15 protein-coding genes and 4 pseudogenes are annotated in these 21,174 nt (G+C 36.9%); 16 read left to right on the plus strand and 3 right to left on the minus strand.

Features of this window, described 5'->3' with window-relative positions; all coding sequences use genetic code 11:
- From H1D32_RS20255 to H1D32_RS20265, 3 genes and pseudogenes are all read left to right on the plus strand, one after another.
- A complete protein-coding gene (locus H1D32_RS20255) occupies window positions 1-657 on the plus strand; it encodes a class I SAM-dependent methyltransferase (RefSeq protein ID WP_261180043.1) in 657 nt (218 codons plus the stop codon).
- A gap of 256 nt (window positions 658-913) precedes the next feature.
- Window positions 914-2,682 (plus strand): annotated as a pseudogene (locus tag H1D32_RS20260) (ABC transporter ATP-binding protein).
- Window positions 2,679-4,493, plus strand: coding sequence for an ABC transporter ATP-binding protein (locus H1D32_RS20265; RefSeq protein WP_261180044.1), 1,815 nt, complete (start codon window positions 2,679-2,681; stop codon window positions 4,491-4,493). Before H1D32_RS20260 ends, H1D32_RS20265 begins: the two are co-directional and overlap by 4 nt.
- A gap of 204 nt (window positions 4,494-4,697) precedes the next feature.
- Here H1D32_RS20265 and H1D32_RS25525 read toward each other — a convergent pair whose 3' ends face one another.
- The 3 genes and pseudogenes from H1D32_RS25525 to H1D32_RS25535 form a co-directional block, all read right to left on the minus strand.
- A complete protein-coding gene (locus tag H1D32_RS25525; protein ID WP_396126274.1) occupies window positions 4,698-5,129 on the minus strand; it encodes an NFACT RNA binding domain-containing protein in 432 nt (143 codons plus the stop codon).
- Window positions 5,130-5,135: 6 nt separating this feature from the next.
- Window positions 5,136-5,605: pseudogene (locus H1D32_RS25530) on the minus strand (NFACT family protein); the annotation flags it as partial.
- A gap of 29 nt (window positions 5,606-5,634) precedes the next feature.
- Window positions 5,635-6,434 (minus strand): annotated as a pseudogene (locus tag H1D32_RS25535) (Rqc2 family fibronectin-binding protein).
- 257 nt (window positions 6,435-6,691) lie between these two features.
- Between H1D32_RS25535 and H1D32_RS20275 the strand changes: the two are divergent.
- The 13 genes and pseudogenes from H1D32_RS20275 to pknB all read left to right on the plus strand — a co-directional run bounded on the left by H1D32_RS20275 (window position 6,692) and on the right by pknB (window position 21,165).
- Complete coding sequence (locus H1D32_RS20275; RefSeq protein WP_261180241.1) at window positions 6,692-9,400, plus strand: calcium-translocating P-type ATPase, SERCA-type; 2,709 nt, start codon at window positions 6,692-6,694, stop codon at window positions 9,398-9,400.
- A gap of 296 nt (window positions 9,401-9,696) precedes the next feature.
- Window positions 9,697-10,254: a YicC/YloC family endoribonuclease gene (locus tag H1D32_RS20280; protein WP_261180242.1), complete on the plus strand. Its 558-nt coding sequence runs from the start codon at window positions 9,697-9,699 to the stop codon at window positions 10,252-10,254.
- 107 nt (window positions 10,255-10,361) lie between these two features.
- Window positions 10,362-10,478 carry a DUF1732 domain-containing protein gene (locus H1D32_RS20290; RefSeq protein ID WP_261180045.1) on the plus strand — a complete coding sequence of 39 codons (117 nt, stop codon included), beginning with the start codon at window positions 10,362-10,364 and terminating at the stop codon, window positions 10,476-10,478.
- 200 nt (window positions 10,479-10,678) lie between these two features.
- Window positions 10,679-10,940: pseudogene (gene remA / locus H1D32_RS20295) on the plus strand (extracellular matrix/biofilm regulator RemA).
- Between the two features lie 317 nt (window positions 10,941-11,257).
- Window positions 11,258-11,872: a guanylate kinase gene (gmk, locus tag H1D32_RS20300; protein WP_261180244.1), complete on the plus strand. Its 615-nt coding sequence runs from the start codon at window positions 11,258-11,260 to the stop codon at window positions 11,870-11,872.
- Window positions 11,873-12,082, plus strand: coding sequence for a DNA-directed RNA polymerase subunit omega (gene rpoZ / locus H1D32_RS20305; protein ID WP_261180046.1), 210 nt, complete (start codon window positions 11,873-11,875; stop codon window positions 12,080-12,082).
- Between the two features lie 260 nt (window positions 12,083-12,342).
- Window positions 12,343-13,551, plus strand: a complete 1,209-nt coding sequence (gene coaBC, locus H1D32_RS20310; RefSeq protein WP_261180047.1) for a bifunctional phosphopantothenoylcysteine decarboxylase/phosphopantothenate--cysteine ligase CoaBC — start codon at window positions 12,343-12,345, stop codon at window positions 13,549-13,551.
- On the plus strand, window positions 13,548-15,965 hold the full coding sequence (priA, locus tag H1D32_RS20315; RefSeq protein ID WP_261180048.1) for a primosomal protein N': 2,418 nt from the start codon (window positions 13,548-13,550) through the stop codon (window positions 15,963-15,965). The genes coaBC and priA overlap by 4 nt, the downstream gene beginning before the upstream one ends.
- 107 nt (window positions 15,966-16,072) lie before the next feature.
- Complete coding sequence (gene fmt / locus H1D32_RS20320) at window positions 16,073-17,017, plus strand: methionyl-tRNA formyltransferase (RefSeq protein WP_261180049.1); 945 nt, start codon at window positions 16,073-16,075, stop codon at window positions 17,015-17,017.
- 2 nt (window positions 17,018-17,019) lie between these two features.
- Entirely contained in the window at window positions 17,020-18,369 is a 1,350-nt protein-coding gene (rsmB, locus tag H1D32_RS20325; RefSeq protein WP_261180050.1) for a 16S rRNA (cytosine(967)-C(5))-methyltransferase RsmB, read from the plus strand.
- Between the two features lie 53 nt (window positions 18,370-18,422).
- Entirely contained in the window at window positions 18,423-19,490 is a 1,068-nt protein-coding gene (gene rlmN / locus H1D32_RS20330) for a dual-specificity RNA methyltransferase RlmN (protein ID WP_261180051.1), read from the plus strand.
- 3 nt (window positions 19,491-19,493) lie between these two features.
- Window positions 19,494-20,258, plus strand: a complete 765-nt coding sequence (locus H1D32_RS20335; protein WP_261180052.1) for a Stp1/IreP family PP2C-type Ser/Thr phosphatase — start codon at window positions 19,494-19,496, stop codon at window positions 20,256-20,258.
- Window positions 20,248-21,165 (plus strand): Stk1 family PASTA domain-containing Ser/Thr kinase, encoded by a 918-nt coding sequence (pknB, locus tag H1D32_RS20340; protein ID WP_261180053.1) that lies wholly within the window; start codon window positions 20,248-20,250, stop codon window positions 21,163-21,165. The genes H1D32_RS20335 and pknB overlap by 11 nt, the downstream gene beginning before the upstream one ends.
- The last annotated feature ends 9 nt before the right edge of the window (window positions 21,166-21,174 follow it).

Consider the following 21,174-nt stretch of genomic DNA (forward strand, 5'->3'; position numbering starts at 1 on the left):
ATGAAAAAGATGGAAGGCGAAGACTTTGACCACCTTGTTCGTTTTTTCGATGGAATGGCTACAACAAATTGGCTAAGTTCTGTCCACGAACAGTTAAAAGAGGCTACTGGAGGTTGGAAAGAAAAGAGAGTCTTAGATGTTGGTTGTGGAACGGGGCGCTTTTTGTTAAGGGGAGCCAACGAAGCAAATCATGTTACTGGAATCGATTTGTCGTCAGAAATGATAAAAGCAAGTAATCAAATATTCCTAGACCAAGATCTAGCTGACAAAGCAACCTTTGTCGTTGGAGATGCTTATCATTTGCCATTTGAGGATCGTGAATTCGATATTGCCGTTTCAACATGTGTTTTATTTTTACTTCCCGAGCCTGAAATTGCTATGGATGAAATGATTAGGGTTATAAATAAAAATGGAACAATTGCGATGTTAAATCCGTCCTTAAAAATGAATCAAGCAAAAGCTGCTCAATACTGTAAACTCAAAGGGCTTACAGGTTTTGAAGAAAGAACACTCATGCAATGGTCAAAAATCTCAACCTCGAGACATACGTTTTCAACACAACAGTTAATTGACTTCTTAAAGGGGAAAGGTGCTAGGGAAGTAGATAATCTTAAAGTGTTAGATGGGTTAGCAATTATTACGATTGCAAAATTTTAAACGATTCACTGTAACTAGTTCCAAGAGAGGGAGCTAGTTATTTTTTCATTTGAGCTAAAAAGTGAGGAATCATTACTATTCGAGAGATAAAGTTAGAAATTCCACGGTATTCACGTTGTTAAGGCAATAAATAAGAAAATATAAGAGTAGAAAAATGTTTCGGAAACCGATATATTATAGATTACCCATTAGATTTTTTCACTTTCGTAAATTTTCTTACAATTCTTAGAGGTTCATTCTACATTGGAGGTTTATCATGAAAACATTTCTTAGGCTTAAACAGTTTTATTGGCCTTATCAAAAGTATTTTTTAGGATCAATTTTATTTTTATTCTTTGTCACTGCTATCACTGTTGTTTATCCGATCATTTTAAAATTCACGATTGATGATGTCGTCCTAAGTGGCAACTATCATCTTGTTCCTTATGTGGCACTTGGGTTTATTGGAATTATGATAATTAAGGGAATTGCAACTTACTATCATCAGTTTTTTGGCGATTTATTTGGTATTAAGACCGTTTATGAACTGAGAAACGCCCTTTATAAGAAACTACAATACTTACCATTTCGTTATTACGATAATGCCAAAACGGGGGATCTCATGTCACGATTAACTGCTGATGTGGAGGGTTTCCGTTTCTTTTTATCTTTTGGCTTTGCACAAGCTTTAAACCTACTTTTACTAGTGGGGTTAAGTTTAGCTATCATGCTTTATTTTAGTGTTCCATTAGCATTACTAACACTAGCAGCAATGCCATTTTTAATTGTGGTAGTTTACCGTTTTGATAAAGAAGTTCATCCTGCTTTTAAAGGAATTCGAAAATCCTTTGCAAGACTAACAACGAAGGTTCAGGAAAATATCAGTGGGATGAATACAGTTAAATCTCTTTCAAGAGAAGATTATGAGATTAATAAATTTGTTGATAATAACGGGGATTATAAAGATCAATACATCCAAACATCAAACATATGGGCAAAATACTTCCCACTCATGGAACTAATCGGGCAAATTTGCGTTGTTATGCTTTTAGGTTTTGGTGGTTTTATGGTTATTAATAACCAACTCCAACCAGGAGAGTTAGTCGCTTTTTTTAGTTTAGTTTGGTACATTATTGGCCCACTAATGAATTTAGGATTTATCATTAATACGTTCTCGCAATCTAAGGCTTCTGGTGAGCGTCTTGTAGAGGTTCTTGATGAACAAGAAGATATTAAAGATGCGGATAGAGCTATTCAAATTGAACGTTTAGAAGGCCATGTCCAATTCAAGGAAGTATACCATAGCTATAATGACGAAGAAGGAATGGTACTAAAGAATGTTAGTTTTGATGCTCCTGTTGGAAAGGTTATTGGTTTAATCGGAGCTACAGGTGCTGGAAAGACCACGATTACCCAACTAATTTCACGTTTTTATGAGGCAGATCAAGGCGAAATATTAATTGATGGAAAAAACATAAATGAATATTCCATCCAATCATTACGAAAAAATATTGGCGTCGTTTTACAAGAATCGTTCTTATTCTCATGTTCTATTAGGGATAACATCTCATACGGTGCACCAGAGGCAACACTTGAACAAATTCAAGACGCTGCTAACGTGCCGATGCCCATGAATTTATTATGGAACTTCCTGATGGCTATGATACCGTTCTTGGTGAACGTGGCATGGGTCTTTCTGGTGGTCAGAAGCAACGGATTGCAATTGCGAGATCAATCCTCATTGATCCTAGTATTCTCATTTTCGACGATGCCACTAGTGCAGTAGATATGGAAACAGAAGCAAAAATTCAAGCAGCCTTCCAGGAAGTAATGAAAGGAAGAACAACATTTATTATTGCCCATCGAATTTCCTCGTTAATGCATGCTGATGAAATCCTTGTTTTAGAAGATGGGGAAGTTCGAGAGCGAGGAAAGCATGAAGAATTACTAGCTAATGAATTAGGAATTTATCGTCGGATTTACAATATTCAATTTAAAGATCACCAGACAATTGCCGAAGCTGAAAGTAAGAAGGTGAGTATATGATTAAAAAGCAGCAACATGGGAAAAATCGGTTTCATTATGCCATTGACTCAGTAATTGAAAAACCATTTAATTGGAAGCAAATGCTCAGATTGTTTAACTATATGAAGCCATATTCTAAGAATTTACTGCCTTTAGCGATCGTAGCAATGATTGTGTCAACAGCGATACGCTTAATCACCCCAATATTAATCGGTGTTGTAGCGCTAAATAATGTTATCTACAACCGTGATGGAGAAGCATTACGAAATGTTGTAATTTTGATAACTGTACTTTATATCATCTCTTGGCTTGCGAATACCTGGAGAATTCGTTGGATGAATAAGCTAGGCCAATATGTCATCTTTGATTTACGACAAAGTTTATTTAAACACATTCAACGCTTATCACATAAGTTCTTCGATAAAAGATCAGCAGGATCAATTTTAGTAAGGATAACAAATGATGTAAATTCCCTACAAGATTTATTTACCAATGGAGTTATCAATCTCTTAATGGACTTGTTAATGCTAGGTGGAATTATTGTTATTTTATTTTTCTTAAGTCCACAATTGACATTAGCAGTAATGGTTATTTTACCTTTAATGTTTTTCATCTCAACAGGGTTACGAAGAAAAATCAGACGTTCATGGCAGTTAGTTCGGTTAAAGCAATCACAAATTAACTCCCATTTAAATGAAAGCATTCAAGGCATTCGTGTCACTCAATCGTATACTCAAGAAAAAGAGAATATCAGTTTCTTTGAAAATATGAATGAAGAAAACTATCAAGCTTGGCGAGATGCAACCCAAAAAAATGCGATGTTTCGTCCGTTTGTCGAAATGTCTAACGCAATTGGTACTGCAATACTAATTTGGTATGGTGTCTCACTTATCCAAGGAAATACGATTGATATTGGTACATTTGTATCGTTTGCATTTTATTTAGGGATGTTCTGGGAGCCAATTTCTCGCCTTGGTCAAGTATATAATCAACTTTTAGTAGGTATGGCATCATCTGAACGTATTTTCGAGTTCTTAGATGAAAAACCTGCCGTAAAAGAAAGTAAGACTGCAATTTCCTTACCAGAGATGAAAGGTCAAATCCAATTTGAAGACGTTGAATTCTCTTATGACGATAAACGAAAAGCTTTAAATAAAATTAATTTTGAAGTTGAAGCAGGTCAAACCGTTGCCTTAGTTGGGCATACAGGTTCAGGGAAAACAACAATTGTAAACTTGATTGCTAGATTTTACGATCCCTCAAGTGGAACTGTTAAAGTCGACGGTCACGATTTAAAAGAAATCAAGCTTGATAGTTTAAGGCAGCGTGTCAGCACAGTTTTACAGGAAACATTTATTTTCTCGGGAACGATTATGGATAATGTCCGTTTCGGTAAGCCTGAGGCATCTGATGCTGAGGTAATAAAAGCCTGTGAAACTGTAGGGGCACATCGTTTTATTGAACAATTAAAGAAGGGCTACCATACCGAAGTAGAAGAACGTGGAAATATACTTTCAGTTGGAGAACGCCAGTTATTATCATTTGCACGAGCATTACTTGCTGACCCGCAAATCTTAATTTTAGACGAAGCGACCGCGAGTATTGATACGGAAACCGAACAAGTGATCCAAGAAGCATTGCGAACGCTACTAAAAGATCGCACATCAATCATGATCGCACATCGTCTTTCAACCATTCGTGAAGCTGACAATATTATCGTTCTAGAACATGGAAACATTCTTGAAACCGGAAACCACGACGAGTTAATGGCTCAACAAGGAGAATACTATAACCTTGTTAAAGCCCAGTTTAAGGTGTTGAATGCAGGTTAGAGTTGAGAGTTTTGAGTTAAGAGTTATTTTTAGTGAAGCTTCGTAGAGAAACAATAAAGTAGCAAAAAAGGAATGGCATAAGCCACTCCTTTTTTGTTACTCAAAACTCAAAACTCAAAACTCAAACCTCAAAACTCAAAACTCAAACCTCAAACCTCAAACCTCAAACCTCAAACCTCAAACCTCAAACCTCAAAACTCAAAACTACTTCTTAAGCTTCCTCACAAGTTCCTCATCCGGTGTTACATAGAGGGTTGTTTGGTTGTCGTAAATCACGTAGCCAGGTTTTGCCCCGCTTGGTTTTTTGACATGCTTAATTAGGGTGTAATCAACAGGTACAGAGCTTGATTGTCTAGCTTTACTAAAGTATGCAGCTAATGTTGCTGCTTCTTTTAAGGTAGTTTCATCAACGTCTGTACTTTTAATGACTACATGTGAGCCTGGTATATCTTTGGTATGTAGCCATGTTTCATACTGTCTAGCCAGGCGATTAGTTAAATACTCATTTTGCTTATTGTTTTTCCCAATCAAAATTTCAAGGCCTGTAGAAGACATATACTCTTCTAGAATTGGCTTTGTTTCCTTTTTCTTTTTGGTCTGTTTTTTGTTACGAGTTCGAATATAACCGCCTTCCATTAATTCTTCTCTAATTTCAGCAATGTCTTTAGGAGCAGCTGATTCCATTTGTCCGAGGATTCCTTCTAAATAATGAAGTTCTAGTTTTGTTTTTTCAAGTTGCTCTTTGACGATTTCTAATGAATTTTTTGCCTTGTTATACTTTTTGAAATAACTTTGAGCGTTTTCAGAAGGTGATTTCATTGGATCAAGTGAGATAACAATTGAACGACCTTGTTCATCATAGAAGTCAATTACTTCAATCTCTTTTTGTCCTTTTTTAATTTGGTGTAAATAAGCTGTAATTAGCTCACCAAGCTTCCGATACTTTGCTGAGGCTTCTGCATCTATTAGGGTCTGCTCGAGCTTTTTGACTTTTGTTTTATTTTTTGGTGTTCATTCTTTAAGAACTTTTCTAAGTCACTTGCTTGTTGATGAACACGATCCCTTTCTGCTTTTCCGAAATAAAAACGAGTGAGCATTTCGCTAGCAGACAAAAAGGTTTGAGCAGTTCCTTTTAAATGATTTAGTGAGATAACAGAAAAATATTCTTTTTTATCTGTGACTGTAATTGTGGGTCAAAACTCAACCTTTTGACTTGTTCAACCACTTCAAAAAAGGCTGTTGTTAATGTATCACGGTTTGGGAGCTTTGCCCGATAAAGAATTTCCTTTGCAAGTTGTGGGGATAGCCCAGAAAATTGGTTGACGATTTGACTATCAAGTTTACCGGAATTAAAATCGATTTTTTTTATAAATGTAGTTTCATCGATTGTTAAAGGGTTTAGTTTTTCTTGTTCAGGTGGCAGCTTATACGTTTGTCCTGGCAAGATAGTTCGGTAGCTATTGATCCCAGGTGACAGGTGTTTAATACTATCTAGAATTTTGTCGTCTTTCTTGTCGAGTAAAACGATATTACTATGACGTCCCATAATTTCAACCATTAATTTTTATAGCTAACATCACCTAGTTCGTTTCTCCCTTTAATAAGTATGGTAACGATCCGTTCTAATTCTAATTGTTCGATTTCCTCAATGATTCCTCCCTCAAGATGTTTCCTCAGAAGCATACAAAACATTGGCGGTTCAGAAGGATTTCCTATTTTTTCATCTGTTAAATGTAATCTTGCAAAGCTAGGATTTGCTGATAGAAGAAGTTGATGATTCATTCCGTTTGCTCGAACTGTAAAGATAAGTTCTGTTTTATAAGGTTGGTATATTTTTGTGATTCTTCCAGAAAGTAGCGTCTGCTTAAGTTCCGTCACCACTGCTTTTAAAACTGTACCGTCAAAGGACATTTTTTTCACTCCATTACTTTTGGTTACCATTAGGAAGTTAGTATGCTAATGATTATATAGTTTTCTTTCAATGAATTTCATCATTCATTATTTCCGCTAATATGGACTATATGTAGTTTGCTATAGCCAATTAAGGTAATGATGAAAGACACTCTTCAAGAAAAATATTTTTTCTCAAGATTTTCTATTTCACTAAACAGTATAGCATTTTTTTGGACTTGCCTGAATAAAGATAGTTTGTAAAGGACAAGGCAGGACTCTAAATGATACAGATGTGGGGTGTAGAAATGAAATGGTATGAACGAGAGATAAAAGATGTTGAAGAAATAACACGTTCGCATTTTTCTAATGGATTAACTGATGAAGAGGCTAGTAAAAGATTAAAACAGTTTGGTTACAACAAATTAGATGAGGGAGAAACGGTTTCTGCATTTTTCTTATTTATAGCACAATTTAAAGACTTTATGGTCATTGTATTATTAGTGGCAACGTTAATTTCTGGTTTGTTAGGCGAATATATTGATGCAATCACGATTATGCTCATTATTTTATTAAATGGAATTTTAGGTTTTATTCAAGAACGTAAGGCGGAAAAATCATTAGCTGCTTTAAAGGAATTGTCAGCACCGCAAATGACCGTCCTTCGAGCTGGTGAGTGGATAAAGGTACCATCAAGCGAAGTAGTTGTCGGCGATATTGTAAAATTTACAAGTGGAGATCGAGTCGGAGCGGATATTCGTATCATTGAATCAAAAGGTCTGAGAATAGAAGAAAGTGCGCTAACGGGAGAATCAGTACCAGTTCAAAAAACAGAAGCTGTCTTGTCAGGTGAAGATCTTTCAATTGGCGACCAAGAAAATATGGCCTTTATGGGGACAATGGTTACCCAAGGAAGCGGAATTGGTGTTATCGTTGCTACCGGAATGAAGACCGAAATGGGGAAAATTGCTCATCTGCTACAGTCAGCAGAAACAATGATAACCCCTTTGCAACACAAACTTGAACAATTAGGGAAAATTTTGATCATGGTTGCACTGTTTCTTACAGCACTAGTTGTTTTAATTGGTGTTTATCAAGGTCATGATGCCTATATCATGTTTTTAGCAGGGGTTTCATTAGCAGTTGCTGCTATACCTGAAGGCTTACCGGCAATTGTAACAGTAGCCTTAGCACTAGGTGTTCAAAGAATGATTAAGCGAAAGGCAATCGTAAGAAAGTTACCAGCAGTAGAAACGTTAGGCTGCGCATCTGTTATTTGCTCAGATAAAACGGGAACGTTGACTCAAAATAAAATGACAGTCACCAATCTTTGGTCTGGGGGAAACACATGGGAAGTCTCAGGAACTGGTTATACGCCAAACGGTGATTTTTATACAAATGGAAAAAAAGTTAGTTTACATTTAGAAAAAAGTTTACAACAACTCTTAACTTTTGGAGCCCTATGTAACAACGCAAAAATAATTTCGAATGATGTTAAAGAAGGCATTTTTGGAAAATCAAAGGCAGAATATTCAATTGATGGAGATCCTACAGAAGGAGCTTTAATTGTTTCAGCTGCTAAAGCAGGTATTTCTAGGCAAGATTTGCAAAGTGACTACATTCTTGTTGAAGAATTTCCATTTGAATCAACAAGAAAAATGATGAGTGTGATCGTAGAACGAAAAAAAGATGGGAAGCGCTTCGTTGTTACGAAAGGGGCACCTGATGTCTTGTTGAGTAGAAGTAGTCAAATATTGTGGGAAGATCGGCTTCAGCCGTTATCGCCTCAAAGAGAATCTGCTGTTATATCTTCTATTGAGAACCTTGCTTCTCAAGCGCTACGAACAATTGCGATTGCATTCAAGGAGATTAATCGAGATGCCAATATTTCTTCTGAAGCTTCGGTAGAAAATAACTTAACATTTATTGGTCTGCAAGGAATGATCGATCCACCAAGACCTGAAGTGAAAGCCTCGATACTTGAATGTAGCGAAGCCGGTATTAAAACAATTATGATTACCGGAGATCATATTATCACTGCTCAAGCAATTGCCAAACAGTTAAACATCCTACCAATCCACGGAAAAATAATGGATGGTAATACGTTAGCGAAAATGAGTGTTTCAGACTTAGAGGCAGTTGTCGATGATATTTATGTTTATGCACGTGTTTCACCTGAGCATAAGTTAAAAATTGTTAAGGCTCTACAGGCAAAGGGACATATTGTAGCTATGACTGGGGATGGAGTAAATGACGCACCAGCCATTAAAGCCGCTAACATCGGGGTCGCCATGGGGATTACCGGTACAGATGTAGCTAAAGAAGCCTCGTCACTTGTTTTGAGTGATGATAACTTTGCGACCATTAAAGCTGCTATTAAGGAAGGAAGAAACATTTACGACAATATCCGTAAGTTTATTCGATATATGCTCGCTTCAAACGTTGGTGAGATACTAGTCATGTTATTTGCAATGATGCTTGGCATGCCCCTCCCACTAGTTGCTATTCAAATCCTATGGATTAATCTCGTAACAGACGGCTTACCAGCGATGGCGCTTGGCCTTGACCAGGCTGAAAGTGATGTTATGAGGCGAAATCCACGACACCCTCAGGAAAGTGTATTTGCTAGGGGGCTAGCTTGGAAAATAGTTAGTCGTGGTTTTATGATAGGGGTAGTTACTTTAATAGCCTTTTGGTTAACTCTCTCTCAACATCCAGATGATTTAATGAGAGCACAATCCGTTGCTTTTGCAACATTAGTTATGGCACAGCTTATTCATGTATTTGATTGTCGTAGTGAACATTCAGTATTCCATCGAAATCCATTTCAAAATATCTACTTAGTATTAGCAGTACTTTCTTCAACTGCATTAATGCTAGTTGTTATGTATTTCCCACCGTTACAACCTGTGTTCCATACGGTAGGTTTAAATCTCCGTGAATGGTTATTAGTCCTTGGTATGGCTTCTATTCCAACAATTGCCCTTGCAGGCTTTCACATATTTAAAAGATCATAACAAAACGAAAAGCTAACTTGGATCCTTCATTTAGAGGGCATACCCATGTTAGCTTTTCATTTGTTTGCATCTAGGTATGTTATCTGTTAGATTTATAAATTAGTTAAAATTTAAATGCATACGGTGTTTCTATTTCCTCTACTTGTTGATAATGGTAAAATTGGTTAGAATAGATATGTGGATGTGATGTTATGTTAGTTAGTATGACTGGATATGGTCAAGCGGGTAATAGAAAATGAAAACTTCAAAATTAATGTTGAGATTAAATCCATTAATCATCGATTTCAGAAATTACGATTCGAATGCCTCGTCAATTTTTATTTTTAGAAGATAAACTCAAAAAACAAGTGAGCCGTTACATACAGCGTGGCAAGGTTGATATCTTTTTAACTGTAGAGGGGGAAGGATTAGTACAAAGAACTCTGCAGGTTGATTGGACCTTATTAGAGGAATTTTATCAGAGGCATGCTGAAGCTCAAAAGCGGCTTCAAGTTACTCAACCACTTTCTTTAGATAGGTTGCTCCTTCATCCCGATGTGGCTACAATATTAGAAAAAGAAATTCAATCCGAAAATCTTGCCACAGATATATTAGCAACTACTGAAAAGGCAGCAATTGAATTGCTACAGATGCGTCAAAAAGAAGGATCTGCTCTTGCGCTTGATTTTAAACAAAGATTGAGTAAGGTAAGGTCTTTAGCTTTGGATATTTCACAACAAGCACCTAAAGTAGTAGAGGCCTACCACAATCGGTTAGTGAAACGAGTGGTTGAATTTTTGGATGGTAAAATAGAAATCGAAGAAGGTCGATTGCTCACCGAGGTAGCAATTTTTGCAGATAAAAGCGAATATTGATGAGGAATTGACGAGGTTAAATAGTCACTTTGAGCAATTTTTAGGTATTATCAAAAAGTGCGTCTAATCTTCCGGTCGGCAGAAAACTTGATTTTCTAGTACAAGAAATGAATAGGGAAGTAAATACCATTGGTTCAAAATCAAATGATATACATATCAACAAACAAGTAGTAGAGTTAAAAGCAGAATTAGAGAAAATAAAAAGAACAGGTTCAAAATGTTGAATAATAATCATTTTATAGAGCTGTGTCTGATTGAATTTCATGATTCATACAAATAAACAACATTTAGTTGAGAATGATTTTTCTCGACTAAATATAGTATCCTAGTGATAAAAAATAAGATTTATGAAATTCTTAAGATAAAAAAGGTGTTAAAGTGGTTAGAAATCTGGTTATAATATAAAGATGGGCAGGGGAAAACAATGAATATTAAACTTATTAATATTGGCTTTGGCAATATTGTTTCAGCAAATCGAAATCATTTCTATTGTAAGTCCAGAAATCAGCACCAATTAACGTATTATCCAAGAAGCTAGAGAACGAAACATGTTAATCGATGCTACATATGGAAGAAGAACGAGAGCTGTGATTATTGCTGATAGTGATCATGTCATTTTATCTGCTGTTCAACCGGAAACAGTAGCACAACGACTATCTAATAAAGACGATGTTTCTGAAGACTAAACTGAATGAGGTAACAACTTCTATTCCCGCTAATGCTTCATTAGCTGGAGTTTTATAATACTATTCAAAATGAGTGTCATTATACAAATAGAGGTATCTTCTTGGATAAATCGTAAAACACTAAAAAAGTAAAATTTTTCAAAACTTGGAAAAATGTCTAGCTTCAGCACGATTCATCTGGAAAATGATCTGCAGGAAATTGTTTAAAAGTTTTTCTGTCAGAGCATTTACTTTTGGTGGCTAGGTAGGGAAAAAGCCACTACACTTTTTCCTAGAGCGCTTGCGCTTTTCTTGTAGAAATGGATTTGGAGGTAATGATGAAAAAAGAAAGAGGTTTACTAATAGTTCTTTCTGGTCCGTCTGGTGTAGGGAAGGGTACAGTTTGTGGAGCCCTTCGAAAACAAGACACTGATATTTTATACTCTGTTTCGGCAACAACCCGTACTCCTCGAGAAGGGGAAATTGATGGGGTGAACTATTTCTTTAAAACGCGAGAACAGTTTGAAGAAATGATTAAACATGATCAGCTTTTAGAATGGGCGGAGTATGTTGGCAACTTCTACGGGACCCCTGTTGATTACGTAGAAAAAACATTAAGCGAAGGCAAAGATATTATTCTTGAAATTGAGGTGCAAGGTGCACTAAAAGTTCGGGAAAAATTTGCCGAAGGCGTGTTTATATTTTTAATGCCGCCTAGCCTTGCTGAATTACGAAATCGGATTGTTAACCGTGGTACTGAAACCGAAGATCTGATTAACAACCGTATGACAGTAGCTAAAGATGAAATAGAGATGATGGACAAATACGACTATGTTGTTGAAAATGATGAAGTTCATCTTGCAGTCGAAAGAATTAAAGCTATCGTTATAGCTGAGCATTGCCGCAAAGATCGGTTAATACAAAAATATCAACAATTAGTGGAGGCTGAGTAAATGTTATATCCATCAATCGATAATCTATTAACGAAACTAGACTCAAAGTATACGTTGGTAACAGTTTCGTCAAAACGAGCACGCTACCTAAAAGAGTCCAATGAGAGAGACTTAATGGTAGTGAAACCTAAGTCATATAAACAAGTCGGCAAAGCACTTGAGGAAATTTCTTCAGGACAATTATCTTTTAAACGTAGAGAAGAAGAATAAATAGCAAAAGGGGATGACTCAAAAGGGTAACAGCCCCCCTATAATATTACTTAGAGAATGTACCTTTTTATTAAAGGTTTTTCACTAAATAATATATAATAGGGAGTGGTTAAACCATAACTAAGGGTCACCTCTTTTTATTATGGTTTTAGTAAAGTATGTACATATATTCTCAGTTACTATTTTAAATACGTAAATGTCGGACTATTTAAGTTTATAAAAATTAAAATTAACTTATCGATGCTTATGGAGGAGATCTTATGTTAAAGGGGAAAAAGGTTTTATTATGTGTGTCTGGTGGCATAGCTGTTTATAAAGCTTGTGCTCTCACTAGTAAGCTCACGCAAGCAGGTGCCACTGTAAAAGTTGTTATGACTGAAGGAGCGACAAAGTTTGTAACCCCACTTACTTTTCAAGCACTTTCTAGGGAACCGGTTTATGTCGATACATTTGAAGAACAAGATCCAACAAAAATTACTCACATAGATGTAGCGGATTGGGCAGATGTTGTTTTAATAGCGCCTGCGACAGCAAATATAATTGGGAAAATTGCTAATGGGATAGCAGATGACCTTATCTCGACGATGATACTTGCGACAACTGCACCTGTTCTAATAGCACCTGCAATGAATGTACATATGTATGATCATCCGGCGGTAAAAGCAAACATTCATAAGCTAAAATCTTTTGGTTATCAATTTTTAGAGCCAAGTGAAGGGTATCTAGCTTGTGGTTATGTAGGTAAGGGAAGACTGATGGAACCCGAGGCGATTTTAACGTATCTTGAAACGTACTTTGAAACCAAAACATCATTATTGGCTCGAAAAGCAATATTAGTAACTGCTGGGCCTACACAAGAAAAACTTGATCCGGTCCGTTACTTCACGAACCGATCATCAGGAAAAATGGGATACGCGATTGCGGAAGAAGCCGCAAAACGTGGGGCCAACGTTATCTTAGTTTCTGGACCGACGAACATACAACCTCCTCCAAATGTACAATTCATTTCTGTCACAAGTGCTCAAGAAATGTTTGATAAAGTAATGTTCTACTATAAAGAGGTTGATATAGTTATTAAATCCGCTGCCGTTGCAGATTACCGTCCAAAACAAGTGTCAGGACAAAAAATAAAAAAACAGCCAAATGACTGGGCCGTTGAAATGGAACGAACAATTGATATATTAAATACGTTAGGAGAACAAAAAGCTCATCAACTTCTTATAGGATTTGCAGCAGAAAGTGAACAACTTGAGCTTTATGCTAAAGACAAATTAACACGAAAAAATTTAGATATGATTGTTGCAAATAGTATTGTTCAAGAAGGGGCGGGTTTTCAAGGTGACACTAATATTGTGACACTCATCAAAAAAGACGGTTCAAACGTTTCGCTTCCATTAATGAGTAAAAAGGAAGTTGCAAGTAAGATAATGAATGAAGTAGAAAGTTTGTTAAAGGAAAATGAGAAATGATTGTAAAAGTTGTCGTTGATGTTCCCACTGGTGGAACTGATCGTCTATTCGACTATAAAGTACCTCCCCATTTAGAAGAAATTATTGAAAGTGGTATGAGAGTAGTTATTCCTTTTGGACCTAGAAAGGTTCAGGGATTCGTCATTTCAATTGGAAATGAAACCAATGTTGCTAAGCTAAAGGAAATTGAAGAAGTACTTGATGTTACGCCGGTTTTAACACCAGAGCTCCTTGCTTTAGGCGATTGGCTGACTACAAGTGCCCTATGTTTTAAAATTACTGCATTTCAAGCGATGCTGCCTGCAGCTTTAAAAGCTAAATATAAAAAAGAAGTGAGGATTAGTGATTCGAATTTATTGCCTCAACTTCCTTCCGATTTGAGAAAGTGGTTTGAATATCGAGAAGTTGTCATATGGGAAGAATTCCTAGCAACTGGTGACAAGCAATTACTTTCTTCAATTAAAACGGCGGTTAAGGCTGGTTATTTGGAAATTATTTATCAAGTGAATGATAAAGTAACACAAAAGATAATGAAAGTTGTTTCCCCCGTCTCATATGAGAGTTTGGAACAGAACCTTGAGGAATTGGATAATCGAGCCCAAAAGCAAAAACAAGTCATTGAGTTTTTTTTGAAGCAGCCCAATTCAATTACAATAACAGAACTTATTGAGCGAACGGGCACAACGAGAAGCACGATCAAATCTTTAGTAGATAAGGTTATTTTATCTGAAAGAGAAGTAGAAGTATCACGGGATCCTTATGCTAATCGGACCTTCAAGAAAACCGTCCCTATGCAATTAACGAAAACTCAACAATCAGTTATTGAACCTATCTACAAAACAATAGCCGATCAACAGCACAAGACGTTTTTAATTCATGGTGTAACAGGGAGCGGTAAGACGGAAGTTTACCTACAATCGATTGCTAAGGTTCTAGAACAAGGCAAGGAAGCAATAGTACTAGTACCCGAAATTTCCCTAACACCGCAAATGGTGCAACGGTTTAAGGAGCGGTTTGGCTCACTTGTTGCTGTTCTTCATAGTGGGCTCTCTACTGGTGAAAAATATGATGAATGGCGAAAAATTCATAATGATCAAGTAAAGGTTGTTGTTGGCGCGAGGTCAGCCATATTTGCTCCCTTTAAGAATATCGGCATTATTATCATTGATGAGGAACATGAAGCAACATATAAACAGGAAGAAAACCCCCGCTATCATGCCAGAGATGTAGCCATACAACGTGCAAGCTTCTACAACTGCCCTTTACTATTAGGAAGTGCCACTCCATCACTTGAAACATATGCTAGAGCAAAAAAGAACGTTTACCATTTATTGGAAATGTTAGAACGGGTAAATGAGGTTAAATTGCCAACTGTAGATATTATTGATATGCGTGAAGAATTAAAAGCGGGCAATCGTTCCATGTTTTCTAATAGGCTTTACGAAAAGCTTTCAGAGCGGCTTAGCCGAGGGGAGCAAAGTGTATTATTTTTAAATAGGCGTGGGTATTCAACGTTTATAATGTGTCGAGACTGTGGGTATGTGGCCGAGTGTCCTCATTGTGATATATCTTTGACTTATCACCAAACAAGTCGTTCATTAAAATGTCATTACTGTGGTCATCAAGAAATAATGCCTAAAACCTGTGGAAGCTGTAATAGTGAGCATATACGTTTTTTTGGTTCTGGTACCCAAAAGGTAGAAGAGGAAATAGCAAAAGTATTTCCAGGTGCTAGGGTAATAAGAATGGACGTAGATACGACAAGGAAAAAAGGTGCCCACGAGAGACTGCTAACCCAGTTTGGCGAAGGTAAAGCAGACATTCTTTTAGGGACACAAATGATCGCAAAGGGACTAGACTTTCCTAATATTACGTTAGTGGGTGTTCTAGCTGCAGACTCTATGCTTCACCTTCCTGATTTTCGAGCAAGTGAACGAACATTTCAGCTTTTAACTCAAGTTAGTGGTCGAGCTGGACGTCATCAACTTCCTGGAGAGGTCGTTATTCAAACCTATACTCCCGAACATTATAGTATTGACCTTGTAAAAAATCATGATTTTATTGCGTTCTTTGAAAGAGAGATGGGCATCAGGAAGCTTCAAAGTTATCCTCCATATTACTTTATCACAGTTATTCAAGTGTCACATCCTGAAATCACAAAGGTCATCGAGATTACCGACAAAATTGCTGCATTTGTAAAGAGATCCTTATCGGAAAAGTCCATTGTATTAGGCCCTGTTGCCTGTTCGATACCGAGGATCAAAGATAGATATCGATATCAATGCATGATAAAATACAAAAATGAACCTAGCTTGGTTTCTATTCTAAAAGAAGTACTCGAAAATTATAAACAAGAGATGAACCGGGGACCCTTACAAGTTTCCATTGATATGAATCCTTTTGTCCTAATGTAGGTTTGAGTTTTGAGTGTAGAGTTAATGTTTGTAATCCTTCGAAGCATTGACTTAACTAACTCAAAACTCCTTACTCAAAACTCTAAACTAAATTAATGAGGTGTTTTTTGATGCGAGTTGTATTTATGGGAACTCCTGATTTTTCAGTTCCTGTTTTGAAGCGTTTAATTGAAGATGGCTATGAGATTGTTGGTGTCGTCACACAACCAGACCGTCCTAAAGGGAGAAAAAAAGAATTAACACCACCCCCTGTCAAAGTAGAAGCATTAAAACATGGGCTTGAAATCATCCAGCCAGAAAAGCTAAAACGTACGGAAGATCTTCAGCAAGTGTTAGATTTACAGCCAGACCTTGTAGTTACGGCTGCATTTGGTCAAATTCTACCGAAACAACTTTTAGATACTCCAAAATACGGATGTATTAATGTACATGCTTCATTATTGCCGGAATATCGTGGTGGGGCTCCAATTCACCAAGCGATCATTGACGGAAAAGCAGAAACAGGAATTACGATTATGTACATGGTCGAAAAATTAGATGCAGGAGATATTTTAACACAAGCTAAGGTAGATATAGTAGAAGAGGACCATGTTGGTACATTACATAATAAATTAAGTGTAATTGGCGCAGAATTATTATCACATACAATTCCAAATCTTGTTGCTGGAAAAATTACACCAATAAAACAAGATGATGAGAAGGTTACTTTCGCTCCGAATATTAGTCGTGAAAAAGAAAAAATCAATTGGAACAATGGTGGCGTATCGATCTATAACCAAATTCGTGGTCTTCACCCATGGCCAGTCGCTTATACTTTGTTTCAAGAACAGCCATTAAAGATTTGGTGGGCTGAGAAAGTAGTGAAACAAACTGATGGTCTACCAGGTACAATTGTCTCTATAGAAAAAGATGGATTTATTGTTAGTACCGGAGATGAAACATCTATTAAAATCACTGATCTTCAGCCTTCAGGAAAAAAACGGATGACTGCTGAACAGTTTCTAAGAGGAGCTGGAGGAGATTTAACAGTAGGGATTAGGTTAGGAGAATAATCATGTCTAAAAAAAATGTTCGCGAGGTAGCATTAGATATTTTACTTCAGATTGAAAAAAGCCAAGCGTATTCAAACCTTCTATTAAATCAGTCAATTAAACGAGAAAACTTAAATGACAAAGATGTAGGATTGCTTACCGAGATTGTATATGGAACGCTTCAAAGAAAAAACACCTTGGACTACTATTTACAATCGTTTGTAAAAGGTGGCCTTAAGAAGCTTGATCAATGGGTTCTTGTTCTGCTTCGTCTTTCTTTATACCAAATTGTCTTTTTAGATCGGGTCCCTGAGCGAGCAGTTGTCCACGAAGCAGTTGAAATTGCCAAGAAAAAAGGTCACAAAGGTATATCAGCGATGGTCAATGGGACGTTACGTTCATTCTTGAGAGAAGGAATTCCTTCTCTTGATGGTATAAGTGAACCTCATGAAAAATTTGCCTTACAATGGAGCCACCCTAGATGGCTTGTAGATAGGTGGATCGAACAATTTGGTTTGGAGAAAACAGAGGCTATGTGTAAAATAAATTTACAACCACCTTCCGTCTCAGCCAGGGTCAATCAAGTATTAGTGAAGGATCGAAATGAACTGATCAACTTGCTAGCAGAAGAAGGAATCGAAGCTGAATTAGGAGACTTGTCAGTAGACGCAGTAAAAGTAGTAAAAGGAACATTACCAAATACGAAATTATTTAAAAAAGGCTTCCTAACGATTCAAGATGAAAGTTCAATGCTCGTCGCAAGAGCATTAAGCCCAAAACCAGGCATGAGAGTGTTAGATAGCTGTGCTGCACCAGGTGGGAAAACGACACATATGGCAGAACTTATGAATAATGAGGGCGAAATCTACGCTTTGGATCTTCATGAGCATAAAGTAAAGTTAATTGATGAACAAGCCAGTAGGCTAAAACTGTCAATTATTAAGACAAAAGCAACTGATAGTCGAAAAGCAGGCGACGAGTTTGAACGAGAGAGCTTTGATTATATTTTAGTAGATGCTCCCTGTACTGGACTTGGAGTCATTCGTCGGAAACCTGATATCAAATGGCAAAAGAAAAGTGACGATATCGAGAAAATAACGACAATTCAAAAGGATATTTTAGCTTCGGTTGCTCCTCTCTTAAAAAAAGGTGGTAGACTGGTCTACAGTACATGTACGATTGATGCGCTTGAAAATGAACAAGTTGTCAAAGATTTTTTGGCTAAGCATAGTAATTTTCAAGCAGACGAGACGTTAAAAGAACGATTACCAGAAAATGTAAAATCATACTGTCATAGTGGAATGGTACAACTGCTACCATCTGATTTTGATACAGATGGCTTCTTTATTTCTAGTATGATAAAAAAACAATAATCGAGGAAGTTCAGTTTGTTGAACGCCTCTAAAAAAAGGTGTGTAAAATAAGGATGATTGAAATAGAGCGTATAAAACCATCAATTTTTAGCTTGGAATTTGAAACTTTAGAATCATGGTTAAAAGACAATAAAGAGCCAAAATTCCGTGCAGGGCAAATTTTTGATTGGCTTTATAAAAAAAGAGTGACATCTTTTGAAGAAATGACAAATTTATCAAAGGATTTACGAGATAAGTTGGCGAATGATTTTAATTTAACAACGTTAAAAACTTTGACGAAACAGGAGTCAAAAGATGGTACGATAAAATTTTTGTTTGAGCTTCAGGATGGCTATTCAATTGAAACTGTTGTGATGCGTCATGACTATGGCAATAGCGTTTGTGTTACGACACAAGTAGGTTGTCGGATTGGCTGTACCTTTTGTGCCTCTACACTAGGTGGCTTAAAACGAAATTTAGAAGCGGGAGAAATCGTTGCGCAAGTACTTCAATCGCAGCGGTCTCTAGATGAAGTTGATGAACGAGTAAGTTCTGTCGTTGTAATGGGGATTGGTGAACCATTTGACAATTATGATGCTTTGGTTAGTTTTTTGAAAACAATTAACAATGAAAAAGGCTTGAATATTGGAGCAAGGCACATCACGGTTTCGACAAGTGGAATTATTCCAAAGATTTATGATTTTGCCAATGAAAAGCTGCAAATCAATTTTGCGATCTCACTCCATGCACCAACAACCGAAATTAGAACGGGGCTTATGCCAATAAATAAAGCCTATTCATTGGAGAAACTGATGGATGCTGTTCGTTACTATATAGACAAAACTGGACGAAGAGTGACATTTGAATATGGGCTATTTGGTGGAGTCAATGATCAAGCTGAGCATGCAGAAATGTTAGCAAAATTACTTAAAGGGATAAAGTGTCATGTGAATTTAATTCCTGTAAATGATGTTGTTGAAAGAAATTTCGTACGAACGCCAAGAGAGCAAATTTTTAAGTTTGAAAAAATATTAAAAGCACATGGAGTTAATGTTACGATTCGCCGTGAACAGGGACATGATATTGACGCAGCCTGCGGCCAATTAAGAGCGAAGGAACGTAAAGAAGAAACGAGGGGATAATCGATGAAAGTGGCATTTAAATCGGATGTAGGACAAGTTAGGTCTCATAATGAAGATAACGGAGGCTTTACTCATAATAAAGATGGCATCTTATTAGCGGTCGTTGCTGATGGTATGGGGGGGCACCAGGCAGGTGACGTAGCAAGTAAAATGACGATTGAATTATTATCGTCAAAATGGCAAGAAGCAAAAGGAGTTACGACTCCAACGAGTATTGAATTATGGTTGGAACAATCCATAACTGAAATAAATGCCCATTTGTTTGAACATTCCTTAAAACACCCGCAATGTCAAGGTATGGGGACGACATTAGTTGCAGTAGTTTGTACTAGCCAATTTGTTACATATGCTCATATAGGGGATAGTCGGGCATATTTACTTAATGGAAACGTCTTTGAACAAAAGACCGAGGATCACACCTTGGTAAACGAATTGGTTCGATCAGGACAAATAACTCTATTAGAGGCTGAGAATCACCCACGACGCAATGTGATCTTACGTGCACTAGGAACAGAAAGAACTATAAAAGTTGATATTAAGACAATTGAGTGGGACGAAGGAAGCTTTATTTTGCTTTGTTCTGATGGGCTATCAAATAAAATAAAAGATGAAGAAATGTTCGAAGTCTTAAAAAAAGATACAAGCCTTGAAGAAAAGGTGGTAGATCTAATAAATGATGCAAATGAACGAGGTGGCGAGGACAATATCTCGGTAGCACTTGTTTTTAATAGTGACCAAGAAAATCGTGGTGATGGCGATGATAGGTAAAAGAATAAGTGGTCGCTATCAGATATTAGAAACAATTGGTGGGGGTGGAATGGCAAATGTGTATAAAGCACATGATGCTATATTGAACCGCCATGTAGCTGTAAAAGTACTACGTCCACAATTTTCAGATGATGATGAGTTTATTCGTAGATTTAGGAGAGAAGCTCAAGCAGCAACTAGCCTATCACACCCAAATGTAGTTAGTATTTATGATGTTGGCGAAGAAGCAGATATTTATTATATCGTTATGGAATATGTGGCTGGTTTAACCTTAAAACAATTAATCCAACAAAGAGGCTCATTGCCGATTCAAGAAACCGTTAATATCATAATGCAGATTTCGTCTGCTATTGCTCATGCCCACGAAAATCATATTGTCCATCGTGACATTAAGCCTCACAACATCTTAATAAGTGAGAATGGTGAAGCGAAAGTAACTGACTTTGGAATTGCAAGAGCAATGACATCTGCTACAATTACACACACGAATTCAGTCATGGGTTCTGTTCATTACCTGTCTCCCGAGCAAGCTCGTGGTGGGTTGGTAAATGAAAAGTCTGATATATATTCCTTAGGAATTGTCTTATATGAGATGGTGACTGGTAAAGTCCCATTTTCAGGAGATACAGCTGTTTCTATTGCAATTAAGCATTTACAAACAGAAGTTCCTTCACCAAGAAAGTTTAATCCGACATTGCCGCAAAGTATTGAAAATATTATTTTAAAAGCTACAGCGAAAGACCCTTTTTACCGGTATGCGAATGTTAGGGAACTAGAAGATGACTTACATACGGCTTTAAACCCTAATAGGATGCACGAAGAGAAATATTTAGTCCCACATGATAACGAAGATGTAACTAAAGCAATACCAATTATTAAGAAAACCATCCAGTCGATAGTGACTTAGAGCAAACGA

The organism is Anaerobacillus sp. CMMVII, assembly GCF_025377685.1.
Lineage (GTDB): Bacteria > Bacillota > Bacilli > Bacillales > Anaerobacillaceae > Anaerobacillus.

Bases quoted from the DNA above. Each gene is read 5' to 3' on its own strand.
- H1D32_RS20255 (WP_261180043.1), top strand. From the start codon at position 1: ATGAAAAAGATGGAAGGCGAAGACTTTGACCACCTTGTTCGTTTTTTC.
- H1D32_RS20265 (WP_261180044.1), top strand. From the start codon at position 2,679: ATGATTAAAAAGCAGCAACATGGGAAAAATCGGTTTCATTATGCCATT.
- H1D32_RS25525 (WP_396126274.1), bottom strand. From the start codon at position 5,129: ATGGAAGGCGGTTATATTCGAACTCGTAACAAAAAACAGACCAAAAAG.
- H1D32_RS20275 (WP_261180241.1), top strand. From the start codon at position 6,692: ATGAAATGGTATGAACGAGAGATAAAAGATGTTGAAGAAATAACACGT.
- H1D32_RS20290 (WP_261180045.1), top strand. From the start codon at position 10,362: ATGAATAGGGAAGTAAATACCATTGGTTCAAAATCAAATGATATACAT.
- gmk (WP_261180244.1), top strand. From the start codon at position 11,258: ATGAAAAAAGAAAGAGGTTTACTAATAGTTCTTTCTGGTCCGTCTGGT.
- rpoZ (WP_261180046.1), top strand. From the start codon at position 11,873: ATGTTATATCCATCAATCGATAATCTATTAACGAAACTAGACTCAAAG.
- coaBC (WP_261180047.1), top strand. From the start codon at position 12,343: ATGTTAAAGGGGAAAAAGGTTTTATTATGTGTGTCTGGTGGCATAGCT.
- priA (WP_261180048.1), top strand. From the start codon at position 13,548: ATGATTGTAAAAGTTGTCGTTGATGTTCCCACTGGTGGAACTGATCGT.
- rsmB (WP_261180050.1), top strand. From the start codon at position 17,020: ATGTCTAAAAAAAATGTTCGCGAGGTAGCATTAGATATTTTACTTCAG.
- rlmN (WP_261180051.1), top strand. From the start codon at position 18,423: ATGATTGAAATAGAGCGTATAAAACCATCAATTTTTAGCTTGGAATTT.
- H1D32_RS20335 (WP_261180052.1), top strand. From the start codon at position 19,494: ATGAAAGTGGCATTTAAATCGGATGTAGGACAAGTTAGGTCTCATAAT.
- pknB (WP_261180053.1), top strand. From the start codon at position 20,248: ATGATAGGTAAAAGAATAAGTGGTCGCTATCAGATATTAGAAACAATT.